At 33.7% G+C, this 12,581-nt stretch carries 14 protein-coding genes; 6 read left to right on the top strand and 8 right to left on the bottom strand.

Annotation, left to right across the window (positions count from 1 at the left end):
* The 3 genes from FLACOL7796_RS12745 to FLACOL7796_RS12735 are packed head-to-tail and all read right to left on the bottom strand — an operon-like array spanning position 1 to position 2,694.
* On the bottom strand, positions 1–684 hold the full coding sequence (locus FLACOL7796_RS12745) for an SDR family NAD(P)-dependent oxidoreductase (protein WP_173971156.1): 684 nt from the start codon (positions 682–684) through the stop codon (positions 1–3).
* 46 nt (positions 685–730) lie between these two features.
* Positions 731–2,035, bottom strand: a complete 1,305-nt coding sequence (locus FLACOL7796_RS12740) for an ABC1 kinase family protein (protein ID WP_173971155.1) — start codon at positions 2,033–2,035, stop codon at positions 731–733.
* Complete coding sequence (locus FLACOL7796_RS12735; RefSeq protein WP_173971154.1) at positions 2,032–2,694, bottom strand: TetR family transcriptional regulator C-terminal domain-containing protein; 663 nt, start codon at positions 2,692–2,694, stop codon at positions 2,032–2,034. The genes FLACOL7796_RS12740 and FLACOL7796_RS12735 overlap by 4 nt, the downstream gene beginning before the upstream one ends.
* Before the next feature lie 97 nt (positions 2,695–2,791).
* Here FLACOL7796_RS12735 and FLACOL7796_RS12730 point away from each other — a divergent pair, with 97 nt between their 5' ends.
* The gene (locus tag FLACOL7796_RS12730) at positions 2,792–3,703 is read left to right on the top strand and encodes a TIGR01777 family oxidoreductase (protein ID WP_173971153.1); all 912 of its coding nucleotides are present in this window, start codon (positions 2,792–2,794) and stop codon (positions 3,701–3,703) included.
* Positions 3,704–3,706: 3 nt separating this feature from the next.
* Here FLACOL7796_RS12730 and FLACOL7796_RS12725 read toward each other — a convergent pair whose 3' ends face one another.
* The 4 genes from FLACOL7796_RS12725 to rmuC form a co-directional block, all read right to left on the bottom strand.
* The gene (locus FLACOL7796_RS12725) at positions 3,707–4,276 is read right to left on the bottom strand and encodes a YceI family protein (protein ID WP_173971152.1); all 570 of its coding nucleotides are present in this window, start codon (positions 4,274–4,276) and stop codon (positions 3,707–3,709) included.
* Positions 4,277–4,696: 420 nt separating this feature from the next.
* Positions 4,697–5,092, bottom strand: a complete 396-nt coding sequence (locus tag FLACOL7796_RS12720) for a VOC family protein (protein WP_173971151.1) — start codon at positions 5,090–5,092, stop codon at positions 4,697–4,699.
* A gap of 29 nt (positions 5,093–5,121) precedes the next feature.
* Positions 5,122–5,670 (bottom strand): acyl-CoA thioesterase, encoded by a 549-nt coding sequence (locus FLACOL7796_RS12715; protein ID WP_173971150.1) that lies wholly within the window; start codon positions 5,668–5,670, stop codon positions 5,122–5,124.
* Between the two features lie 46 nt (positions 5,671–5,716).
* The gene (rmuC, locus tag FLACOL7796_RS12710) at positions 5,717–7,090 is read right to left on the bottom strand and encodes a DNA recombination protein RmuC (protein ID WP_173971149.1); all 1,374 of its coding nucleotides are present in this window, start codon (positions 7,088–7,090) and stop codon (positions 5,717–5,719) included.
* A 204-nt stretch (positions 7,091–7,294) separates the two neighbouring features.
* Between rmuC and FLACOL7796_RS12705 the strand changes: the two genes are divergently transcribed.
* From FLACOL7796_RS12705 to FLACOL7796_RS12685, 5 genes are read left to right on the top strand one after another with little or no spacing between them, the layout of a single operon-like run.
* A complete protein-coding gene (locus tag FLACOL7796_RS12705; RefSeq protein ID WP_173971148.1) occupies positions 7,295–8,179 on the top strand; it encodes a protease complex subunit PrcB family protein in 885 nt (294 codons plus the stop codon).
* A gap of 6 nt (positions 8,180–8,185) precedes the next feature.
* The gene (locus FLACOL7796_RS12700; RefSeq protein WP_173971147.1) at positions 8,186–8,587 is read left to right on the top strand and encodes a hypothetical protein; all 402 of its coding nucleotides are present in this window, start codon (positions 8,186–8,188) and stop codon (positions 8,585–8,587) included.
* Between the two features lie 51 nt (positions 8,588–8,638).
* Positions 8,639–9,190, top strand: a complete 552-nt coding sequence (locus FLACOL7796_RS12695; RefSeq protein ID WP_173971146.1) for an RNA polymerase sigma factor — start codon at positions 8,639–8,641, stop codon at positions 9,188–9,190.
* Positions 9,187–11,064, top strand: a complete 1,878-nt coding sequence (locus FLACOL7796_RS12690; RefSeq protein WP_173971145.1) for a hypothetical protein — start codon at positions 9,187–9,189, stop codon at positions 11,062–11,064. Before FLACOL7796_RS12695 ends, FLACOL7796_RS12690 begins: the two co-directional genes overlap by 4 nt.
* Before the next feature lie 53 nt (positions 11,065–11,117).
* Complete coding sequence (locus FLACOL7796_RS12685) at positions 11,118–11,639, top strand: MepB family protein (RefSeq protein ID WP_173971144.1); 522 nt, start codon at positions 11,118–11,120, stop codon at positions 11,637–11,639.
* A gap of 65 nt (positions 11,640–11,704) precedes the next feature.
* Here FLACOL7796_RS12685 and FLACOL7796_RS12680 read toward each other — a convergent pair whose 3' ends face one another.
* On the bottom strand, positions 11,705–12,457 hold the full coding sequence (locus FLACOL7796_RS12680) for an SDR family NAD(P)-dependent oxidoreductase (protein WP_173971143.1): 753 nt from the start codon (positions 12,455–12,457) through the stop codon (positions 11,705–11,707).
* Positions 12,458–12,581: the final 124 nt, after the last annotated feature.

Raw genomic sequence — 12,581 nt, 5'->3', positions numbered from 1 at the left:
CTAGATTTTAAAAGTCACCAATCCATAATCCATTTCAAAAATTTGACCTGAAATAGAATTCGCTTTTTCAGAAATCAGAAAATCTACCATATTAGCAACTTCCTGAGGTTTTAAATAGCTTTTTAGAGGATGGCGGTCGATCATGTTTTCTTTCATGCGATCGTTTCGTAAAATCGAAGCCGAAAGAGATGTCTCGGTTATAGTAGGCGCAATGGCATTGACACGAACTAAAGAAGCCAATTCAGCCCCGAGTGATTTTGTCAAACCTTCGACACCCGCTTTTGCTGTTGCAATACTGGCATGAAAAGGCATTCCTAATTTTACGGCAACGGTACTGAATAAAACGATTGAAGGTTCATCACCTTTTTTTAAAACAGCCAAATATTTCTGAATTGCTTTTACAGCGCCAATGACATTGATTTCGAAATCATTTCTAAAATCATCAACACTTAAATTCGAGATGGGTTTTAGGGTAATAGAGCCTGGACAATAGACCAAAGAATCTATTTCGACTATGTCAGGAAGTTCATCCTTTAATACATCTAAACCAAAATGAGTAAGATTAGGATGCGTAAGTTCCGGCGCACTCCTACTGATATTATATACCCGATTGGTTTCGAGTTGTTGCAATAAAACAGCACTTCCGATGCCTTTACTTCCTCCGATAATTAGAATATTTCTCATTTATTGAATGTTTAATTTTTTTATCATCGGAGTGCTGTTTTAACTCCTAATACTTTATATAGTTCGAAACGACAATCTTCGCTTTCAAATCAAACATTAAATTATACAAACCAAAGAAAGTACGGTTCATGTAAATAAAGTGTTTAGAACCACGATTTCCGTTCATTTTTTTAAGGTTGGTATCGTTGGAGAAACGTTCGCCTAATTTGGCAATGCTGTCAAAGAAAGTCTCATCGGCAAAATCGAAAGTTTCGTTTTGAAATGGTTTCGTAAAAAGTGATAGCAAATCATGAAACATCTCAGTAAAATATTCAATCTCTGACGGTGAATCATCCGGACGAAGAATTTCTAATTCGAACAACTTCTGATTGAAAAGTGCTTTATCTGTGATTACGTTTTTATTGATTAACTCAAAATACGGCACATAAAACTCTTCGGGAATTTTTTTCATACAACCAAAATCTAGTGCAATCAGATTGTTTTGATCGTCGACCAAAAAGTTTCCGGGATGCGGATCGGCATGAACTTTTCTAAGAACATGAATTTGATACATGTAAAAATCCCAAAGTGCCTGACCTAACTGATCACCAACTGCTTTATCTGTATTTATTGCCGTGAATTCAGAAAGATGAATTCCAGTCATCCAATCCATTGTGATGATTTTCTCTGAAGAAAACTCAGGATAATAACGCGGAAAAAGTATGTTTTCGATTTTGCTGCAAGCTTCGACAACTTCCTGACTTTGCTGCAACTCAAGTAAATAATTGGTTTCTTCGATCAGTTTATCTTCGACTTCTTTAAAATATTTATCAGAGTCTTTTCCCTGAAGATTAAACATTCTGATCGCGATGGGTTTTACCAAAGCCAAATCTGACGAAATACTATTGGCCACTCCGGGATACTGAATTTTAACGGCTAACTTTTTGCCGTCTTTTACTGCCAAATGTACCTGACCAATACTGGCCGCATTTACAGAATTGGCATTGAACTCGTCGAAGATTTCATAAGGCGTTTTACCAAAATTAGTCTTGAATGTTTTTAAAACCAATGGCGCTGAAAGTGGCGGAACAGAAAATTGCGATAACGAAAATTTCTCAACATACGCCTGCGGCAAAAAGTTTTTGTCCATGCTTAGCATTTGGGCTACTTTTAGCGCGCTGCCTTTCAGACTTTTTAGTCCGTCGTAAATATCCTCAGCGTTGTTTTCATTCAATTTATCGCGTGTTAAATCAGGATTTACTATTTTTTCGGCATAATGCTTTACATAGTTTACCCCTATTTTTGCACCGGTTTGTACCAACTTACTGGCTCTTTCTATTTTTGAGGTTGGGATATAATCGATTGTTTTCATTGTTTGCTGTATATTTTTTCTTTGAACAAGAATTTGCTCAAATCGATAAGGTGATTGAGCGGCGCAACATTCATTAACTCAAATGAAGCATTAACCGATTTTTCGATAAAAATATCTGTTTTCTCAAAAGCCGCTGATTCATCATCGACCCAAAATTTTATAGTGAGCATTAATTGCAGCCAGGCTGATTCCTGAATTCCTTTTTCCTGAAACTTTTGCAATTTTTCCTGTTCTAATCTGTAATCATCGGTCAGGATTTCTGAAACGTATTCTTTAAAACTATTTCGAAGTGTAGTAAGCTGCACTAAGTTTTTTAACGGATTTCGGTCGAATTTTAAAGATTGTAAAACATAACTTCTGTTGGCCGTTAGAATTTCGAAAAAGGTGAAATAAAAACTCAGCATTTTGTTTTTCATATCATATTCCAGATATTCTGAGTTTTTGTTTAACAAATCGATTGTGTTGGCAAAAAATAATCTGAATATTTCTTTTTCCAAACCTTCTAAGGTTCCGAAAAAAGCATAAAATTCGGCTTCGGTAAAATTATTTTCTTTGACGAAATGATAAACTGATTTTGGCTTTTGTCCTTTTTCCAGAACTTCTTCCATGTATATTGAAACGATGTCTTCCTTACTGATTGTCTTCTTTTTAGCTTCCATCTTATTATTTTTTTAATTTGCCTTAAAGGTAATCAATGTTTAATTATCTTTACTTATCGTTAAACAGAAGAAGCTGTTAAATAAATTATAAACTATCATGGCAAAAAATATTTTATTAACCGGAGGAACGGGCTTTATAGGCAAACACTTAACCGATTTGCTTATTTCTAATGGTTTTGAGGTATCGATTTTAAGCCGTTCTGATAGAAAAAACACTTCTTCGATCACCTACTACAAATGGGATCTTACCCGTAATTATATTGATGAGGAAGCAATATTGAAAGCAGATTACATTATTCATCTGTCCGGCGAAGGAATTGTAGAAAAACGATGGACAAAAAAACGTAAAAAAGAAATTCTCGAAAGCCGCACACAACCTATTGATCTTATTTTTTCGGTGCTCAAGAAAACCAATAAAAAGCTGGATGCTTTTATCTCAGCATCGGCCGTGGGTATTTATGGCGCCTATACCAACCAAAATATATGTACCGAAAATACGACGCCTGCCAATGACTTTTTGGGCATTACTTGCCAGGAATGGGAAAAAGCGGTCGATCAAATCAACACGCTAGGTATTCGAACCGTAAAAGTGAGAACCGGAATTGTTTTGGGTAAAGACGAAGGTTTCCTGAAAAAAGTTGTTCCGAGTTTTAAAGCTGGTTTTGGCTCTATTTTAGGCACAGGAAAACAATATGTTCCGTGGATTCATATCGAGGATTTATGTAATATTTATTTAAAAGCCATTGTAGACGAGAAAATGTCGGGGCCTTATAATTCCTGCGTGACAGACAATACTACAAACGCCAGTTTATCCAGAATTCTGGCTCAATTATTCGGATACAAAATCTGGCTTCCTAAAGCGCCTGCATTTGTCCTTAAAATAGTTTTAGGCGAAATGAGCGTAGCCGTTTTAGAAGGCCAGAGAGTTTCATCTGAAAAAATACAAAAGATGGGATTTGATTTTCAATTTACTGATTTAGAAAGCGCTCTTATAAGTTGTCTGAATTAAATTTTATTTTAAAGTAAGATACATTTGCTCGTTTGTTTTCACAACTCCTATTAATTCGGTATTGGCCGTTTTAGAAATTTTCGCAGCTATTTCTTCCGGAATTTGTATGTTAAAATCAGAAACAGCAATAGGAAAATCAGATACAATCTGAATTCCGTCTCCTACTCTCTTAATTAAAGCACTTACGATTACATCCTTCGATTTTCCCCGCAAAACCAATTTTCCCTTTATTTGATATTGTTTTTCAATTTCATCTACATTCTTTAAATCAAATTTTTCAATTTTTCCTTTAAAGACAGCTTTAGGATAACGGCGGCTTTGCATGTAGTTTTCGTTAAAATGCTGTTGCATCATGTCTAGCTTAAAACGAAAATCTTTCACAATCACAGTACAAATAAATGTACTTGTTTTAGGTTCCAGAATAATGGCAACCTGTCTGTTTACAGCTTTTATTTCTTCGAAGAAAGGTACAGAAGCTTCAAAATTAATAGTTCCTGTGTTGGTGGAAAATTTATCCTGTGCAATAACAGAATAGGCTGTAAATAGCAAAATAAAAAAAGTAGTTTTTTTCATAATCGTCAATAATTAAACAATTATGTCATTCGATTTTTTTTATTTTAAGAAGAGAAAAAAACTGGACTTAATATAAGTTTTAAAAAATTGAATGGCAGTACTCCGTTAAAAAGTGATAACCAAATGTTTATACTTAAAGTTACGAAATTTTAACCGACAAGGTTGCCGATTTTTGCCAAATATTTGTGAAATGTTTTCTTTGTTTTAAAAGGTAAAATGTGAGTTGTAAAATAAGAGATGTTGTCCCTACGGGACATTTATATTTGGGGTCATAATTTCTACCAACATGTAATCTCTCCGAGATACATTAAATACGTACATTTTATTTTTATAAAATTATCTCGTAGAGATTGCATGTTGGTAAAGAAGAAGATAGAACCACCTTTTTTGTCCCGTAGGGACTATATCTGCACAAATTATTTACCCTTGTACTTCGGTACAAATCTCAATTAAAAAACCGTCAACATCCCTAACATAGGCTACTATTTGACCCCATGGTTTTTGTGTTGGTTCTTTTATTAAAACGGCGCCAAAAGAAGTTGCTTTTTGTACCAGCTCGCCAACATTATCTGTAATAAATCCTAATTCGATTGCAAAAGGCTTATCTTCTAAAGTACTTTCTATAAACCCATCTGGTAGATTTTGGGCAGCTAATTTTTTCGAAGCAAATGAAATTGTAGTTTCGCCGGTACTTAATTCTCCGTAATCATTTTCAGGAGTTACAAATTTTCTTGAAAAGCCAAATACATTTTCATAAAACGCAACTGACTTTTCTACATCTTCTACATATAATATTGTATATCCAAACTTTACCATATTTATTACTTTTAAGTGAGAGAATTATTCTAGCTAATTTCTAATAATACGTTGTATTTAGCTAAACCTGCTAAATCTTCAATAGAACTTACATTGGTTACTTTTTCGTGTTCTTCGACCTCTTTTCTAAGTTCAATGTGTTTAATTGCTTTTCTAAAACGACGAACTTCATCAAGGTTAGATAAAATCAATCCCGGTACAGGAACACTTTTTCCGTCTTTATCTTTAGCCACCATAGTAAAATAAGAGGAATTACAATGTTTAATTGCTCCGCTCTGAATATTTTCGGCTTCAACACGAATACCCACAACCATTGAGCTTCGGCCCACATAATTTACAGAAGCTTTCATCGTTACCAATTCACCAACCTCGATTGGTTTTAGAAAATTCACCGTATCAACAGAAGCTGTTACACAGTAATTTCCTGAAAATTTTGAAGCAGAAGCAAACGCAATCTGATCCAGTAATTGCAAAATATAACCTCCGTGAATTTTACCGCTAAAGTTAGTATGCGATGGAAGCATTAGCTCTGAAATACTAATTTTTGATGAGGAAACCGGTTTAAAATCTGTTATCATGTTTAAGTTTTATAGGGTATATAATTTGTTTTGTTTGGGATCAATTTTAGTTCAATAAAGAATTTTCATCTTCATTTGCGGCTCTTGCAACTATATTTTCAGGAAGTGACTTTTTAGCCTTTGCTCCCATTTTCTTCAATTTTTCGACACTTGAAATTAAATTTCCTCTACCATCAACGAGTTTGCTCATAGCGTTTTCATATTCGGTTTTAGTGTCTTTTATTTTGTTTCCAATTCTAACAAGATCGCTAACAAAACCTTCAAACTTATCGTATAATGCTCCGGCTTGTCTGGCAATTTCGAAAGCATTTTCCTGTTGTTTCTGGTTCGCCCACATACTATCAATCGTTCTTAAAGTCGCCAGCAAAGTACTAGGAGTTACAATTACAATATTACGGTCAAATGCTTTGTTATAAAGCGCTGAATCTTCGTTTAAAGCAATGGCAAAGGCGGGTTCTATCGGAATAAAAAGTAATACAAAATCAGGACTTTCGATTTGGTATAAATCATGATAGTTTTTATTGCCCAATTGTTCTACATGTCTTTTTATAGAATTTACGTGTTCTTTTAAATATTCTATTTTAAGAATTTCAGATTCTTCGTTAATCCATCTTTCGTAAGCAACCAGAGAAACTTTAGAATCAACAATCATTTTTTTACCATCCGGCAAATTGATCACAACGTCAGGAAAAACACGATTGCCTTCGTTATTGGTAAAGCTTTGCTGAACTTCGTATTCTCGTCCTTTTTCTAAGCCTGATTTTTCTAAAACGCGTTCCAGAACCAGTTCGCCCCAATTTCCCTGCATTTTACTATCACCTTTTAACGCTTTTGTCAGGTTTAAGGTTTCTTTGCTCATTTGAGCGTTCATCTCGCTTAATCCTATAATTTGCTGACGAAGTGCTGCATGATAGTCGATACTTTCTTTGTGCGTTTGATCGACTTTCTTCTCGAATATCTGAATTTTATCCTGCAAAGGCAACAGGATATTTTTCATGTTTTCGCTATTTTGTTCGGTAAACTTTGCCGATTTTTCTTCAAGGATTTTATTGGCCAGATTTTCAAACTCTTTGGTGAATTTTTCCTGTAATTCGGTTATTTCGTTTTTTTGTTCTTTATGACGTTCCCATAAATTTTCGAAATCAACTTCTTTTTTAGAAAGCTGAATCGCTAAACTGTCTTTTTCTGTACGAATGTTTTCTTTTTCGGCAGAAGCAAAATGAACTTGTTTTTCAAAATTATTTCTTTCCCTTTCATATTGTTCTTTTTGCAATTGCAATTGATTTACAGTGGCACTTAATCGCTCTTCGAGACTGACTTTTTCTGACTGAAATTTAGCCGAAAAAAGCAGCTTACCCAAAAAAACGCCCAGAAATAAAGCCACAACAAAAGCCACTAAATAGGGAAGAAAGTCGAACATAATTGAATTTATTTTTTAAAAAGTAAAAGTAATCAATAATACGAAGTGCTTAATTTTTAAAATCGAAATTTCACATTTTAATACTCAGTCAGAATTTAAAAAACATTCTGAAAATTATTCTTATCTAAAAAAAACTTTTTTTTTAACGCAACCATTTCAAAATATGCACATCTACAGTATATATAACCTATTAAAATTTTATTCATGAAAAAATTAATGTTAAGCTTATTGATAGCTTTTGGATTCAGTGCGTGTTCGCTTAATAATGACGATATAAAAACAGATTGCGGACCAACAGTAGAATCAGCATTTACAGGAACTCCTCTTTTATGCGCATACAATGTAAAAACTTATCCAACTGTTCCAACTTATATATTAGTTAATACAGATGAAAAATTACAAAGTTTCTTTACTAAACGTGATGGGGTGAGTGCTTGTCCAAACGCAGGCGATCTAACTGTCGATTTTACTAAAAACTATTTAGTGGGTCTTTTCTCTGGTCTTAAAAACACAACAGGTTATGGCATAAAAATAACCGGTATGGTAGAAAATCAATGTGAAATTCTGGTTACGTATTATGAAAAAGCACCTCAACCAGGAGAGCCTATTACTTCGACGGTAAACTATCCTAGCGATTTTATCTTAATTCCAAGAACCTCAAAACCAATTCTTTTTAATAAAACAAATGAGAATCCTGATAACATTGTAGTAGGAACTTACTTTAATCAATGTACAGGTGGAACAGATTGCAGAAAATTCTATCAATTGAATGATTACAATATCTTAAAATTCCAAAATGTTGCTGCAAATGGTTTTGATTTTAACCAATACAAATATACTGTAGCAAGCAAAAAAGGAGATTATACACTGTTCTTAAAAAGCGTACCTACAGAAATTTTAAATTTAAAAGGACAAACAAAAACTTACGGTACACCAGATGCTGCTAACCAGGGAGGTACTTATTTTGAACTTCGTCAGGCGGGAATTGTAACTAAAATTTTTATTGATAACAACGATACTAGCGATCAGAGTTCTGAGATAAAACTTTTCAAAAAAGCAATTCAGGATAAAGTTGCAGCTCAAAAATAATTAATCATGAAAAAACAATTTTTATTATTGATTGTTGTGTGTTGTCTTTTTTCGACTGTTTATTCAGTAGAATCAACAACCCTGAATTCAGGATCTATCGTGAATACGTGGGTCTGGCAAAAATCGATTGGCGGTGGCAGTAACCCATACACGGCGACTCCTAAAACTATCGGATTTACAAAGAAGGTCGTTTTTACTCATGACGGAAGAGTGATTACTTACAAAAACAATGTAGAAATTAGAAATAGTGCTTATCAAATAGAAAAAGGCAACAGCTTTTTCGACCAGTCAGAAAATGACCTGATTACTTTTGAAGGCAAGACTTATATCATCGAAAGTCTTGACAATCAAAATCTAACGATTGTGAGCAATAACCAGGATGCGACCCGTACTATTTTTAAAAGGTAGTTTTATAAGCTTATAAAAACTATTTTTGCAAAACCAAACAATACCACTTTTTTGAAAGACGATTTAGAAAAATACATTCTACTGTGCATAAAAAATGACAGAGAGGGACAACTGAAAATTTATCAGTTGTTCTCTCCTGTTTTATATGGTATTTGCCTAAAGTACATGAAGAATGAAGATGATGCAAAAGATGTTTTTCAGGAAGCTTTTGTAATTGTCTTTCAAAAAATAAGTCAATATAAATTTGAAGGAAGTTTTGAAGGATGGCTTAAACGTATCTTCATTAACAAACTAATCGAAACTTTAAATAAAAAGAAAAAGGAAAGTTTCTTTTTGGATGTTTTTGATCCTGATACTGATTTTGTCGAAGAGGAAGAATTAGAAACTCTCCCCATTGAACAGGAAAAACTACTAGAATATATTCGCGATTTACCAGATCAATACCGGACGGTTTTTAACTTGTATGTTTTTGAAAAAATGAAACATCGGGAAATTGCAGAATTATTAAACATTTCAGAAGGAACTTCAAAATCAAATTTAAATAGGGCCAAGCACATTTTGCAAAAAAAAATACTGAGCATAAAAAATTTTAAAATAGCATGAAAAAGCAAAATATAGAAGATATTTTTTCATCAATGGAGGACTTTTCAAGTGTTCCACCTCTTGAATTATGGGGCGAAATTGAGAAGAAATTAGACAAACCTAAAAAGAAGAAAAGGGTTATTCTTTGGTGGTCGGCTGCGGCATGCTTATTATTAGGCTTACTGCTCCCTTCTGTTTTACATTTTACATCGAATTCAGGAATTAAAACCATAAAAACTGATTCTCAGCAAAATAATAGTGTAGTTCTTGACGAACAAAAAAATAATTCCGGAACAGACAGCACAATCCTAAATGAGAAAAACAAATCAGAAAAAATTATTACGGAGAAAGAATCTGATGTTGTTAATGACAATACATCTCTAAAAGACAAGGCTAATCAACCTCAACATTCTCAAAAAAATCAAAATCAAAAAACGGCAATTGCTCATACAGACTCAAAAAACACTAATAATACTGATGGTTTAAATTCAAAAACAAATACTGAAAAACCAAACAACAATCAGGCTGTAGCCGAAAAAACATTTGTTACGGATCCTAAAAACGGATTTAACTCTGATTCAAAACATCAAATGGCAAATGCGGATAAAAACGTTTCGAATCAAACATCAACCGAAAAAACTAATATTTCAGGTAAAGCAGCAAATCCAAATACTAAAGTTCAACCTTTAAGCGATAAGAAATTTTCGAACAAAGCGTTGGCTGAAAAAGCTTTGGCTCCGGCTAAAACAAACGGATTTAATTCAGTTGCTAAAAGTCAGATGGCTAATGCAGACAAAAAAGCCAGCGATCAGATCTTAGCCGAAAAAACGTTTTCAGCGGGTAAAGTCAATCCGTTTAATCCAAGTTCAAAAAATCAAGTATCGAAATCAATTTTTGACCATCAATCGACTTCAAAAAACAATAATGCTATTGCTCTGAATCCTACATTATCAAATGTAAATGGCAATCAAAAAGCATTATACGAAAGTCAGGCAAAACAAAACAATGCAGCTTTATCATCAGAAAAACAATTGGCAAATAATCAAAAAAGCAATTCGAAATTTAATGATGTTTTAAGCAAAAAAGATTCTGCACAACTGGCAGAACTTCAAAATTTAGAAAAAGGTATACTACCGGAAGACAAAAAAGAAAAAGAAAGCAAAAATAGACTTGCTGCCAACGATGAAAAATGGGCAGTTGAAGTTTTTGCCGGAGTTGCCAGTTCTGAAAATTATAAAAACGAAAAAACGCTGGGCAATACAAATGATTCCAGACAAAGTAATAGTTATGGAGTAAAAACCAAATACAAAATCAACAAGAAATGGGCAGTTGCTTCTGGTTTAAAAATTAACGAATTAGGGCAAAGCGTTGCAAATGTTTCGTACATAAGTGCAAAAAACAATGCGTTTTTTAGTTCAAGCGACTATTTTAATCAAAGTGCTTCTGCGGCTTTATCAGCTCCTATTACAGCCAATGATAATTATGTGTTTGTTCCTAATTCAACCAGCGATGCATTCAAGCAAAATAATATCGAAAATAACAATCTTAAAAATGGTAATCTCGATCAAAACTTGCGATATATTGAAATGCCATTAGAGGTTTCATATGCTATTTTTAGCATGAAGAGAGCCAGTATTAATTTAAATACCGGTGGTTTTGTAGGGAAACTGATTTCTAATAATGTAGCATTAGATGGTAATTCGATTGGCCAGAACGTAAATGCAAATGATTATGTTTATGGTTCTACATTGAGTAGTACTTTGCAATATCGTGTTTACAAAAAAACAAATGTTTTTGTTGAACCGGCTATGAATTATTATATCAATCCTTTAAGCAATCAGTCGTTTAATCAGTTTCAATGGGGATTGAATTTTGGTTTGAATGTTTCTTTTTAAAGTTCTTATTATGGTAATTTTACCCAAAATAACCTAATAGAAATTTCCCTAAAATGACAATCAAAAACAATTGGAACGATCAAAAGTCACTATCTGAAGATTTAATCATTGCCAAAGAAACAGTTTATGATTGTTGTAATTTTGAAATTACTCTACTTGAGCCAGAATCTGAAAGTGCCGATTATGAAGCTTATCGTTTTTATTTGAACGGAAAGTCTATTTGCTACAGAAAAGCGAAAATAACACCCACAAAAACCGGACAGTTTGTAACTTTATGGAAACGCAATACAACCGGAATTACAGCACCTTTTGATTTTTTGGATGCTATTGATTTTGTAATTGTTAGTGTTCGAAAAGATGATTTACTGGGACAATTTATTTTCCCGAAAAGTATTTTACTTGAAAAAAGAATCTTTTCTACAACCACTAAAGAAGGAAAAAGAGCGACAAGGGTTTATCCTCCTTGGGATGAAACAACAAGTAAACAAGCTCAGAAAACTCAAAAATGGCAGCTGGATTATTTCTATGAAATAACGCCTAACCCAAATTTAAATACATTTAAAGCTTTATTTTAAAACATAAAAAAAGGCATCCGTAGTTTTTACGGATGCCTTTTATCATAATAAAAAGAAATCAATTTTTAGATCGCTGTATATCCACCATCGGCAATGATGTAACTTCCGGTTGTGAAAGAAGATTTTTCAGAACTTAGAAATACTACTAATTCTGCAATCTCTTCAGCAGTTCCTAAACGATTCATAGGTGCTTTTGCCGCAACGGCATTCATAGCATCTTTATTTAAATTATCTTTTAGTAAAGCCGTTTCGATGTAACCTGGTCCGACAGCATTACAGCGAATATTTTTTAAGGCATATTCAGCCGCAATGTTTTTAGTTAATCCTACTACTCCATGTTTTGATGCAGTATAAGCAGGACTAAGTGGCGCTGCAACCTGACCGTGTATCGATGCGATATTTACAATACTTCCTCCGCCATTTTTTTCCATTTGGTCTAACTCATATCGGCAGGCATAAAAAACACCGCTTAAATTCAGCGCAATTACTTTATCCCAGGCTTCGGGTTCGTATTCTCCTGTTGGTTTTGCCGGACCTCCCATTCCTGCGTTATTGCATGAAATGTCAAGTCGGCCGTATTTTGAGACGGTTACTTCAATCATACGTTTATTGTCGCTTGCGTTTGATGAATCTCCTTTTACAAAAAAAGCTTCTCCACCTTTATCCTTTATAAATTTTACGGTTGCTTCTCCGTGTTCTACGTTAATATCTGAAAGTACTACTTTTGCTCCTTCTCGAGCGTAAGCTTCTGCCACTGCACGTCCAATTCCTGAACCTCCACCGGATACAAAAGCTACTTTGTTTTCTAAAAGTGCCATTTTTAATATATTTTAAATTATACTACAATTTACGAAGAACTACAGGGACGACAAACCTCACAAGCAAGTTTAGAATAACATTAACGCCGTTTGCCAATCAAATGTTATTTTAGATAAAAAGCCT

Origin of the sequence: Flavobacterium bizetiae, assembly GCF_902804475.1 — a bacterium.
Taxonomy (GTDB): Bacteria; Bacteroidota; Bacteroidia; order Flavobacteriales; family Flavobacteriaceae; genus Flavobacterium; species Flavobacterium bizetiae.
Note: the sequence above shows the minus strand (reverse complement) of the source record. Positions and strands in the feature narration are given on the sequence as shown.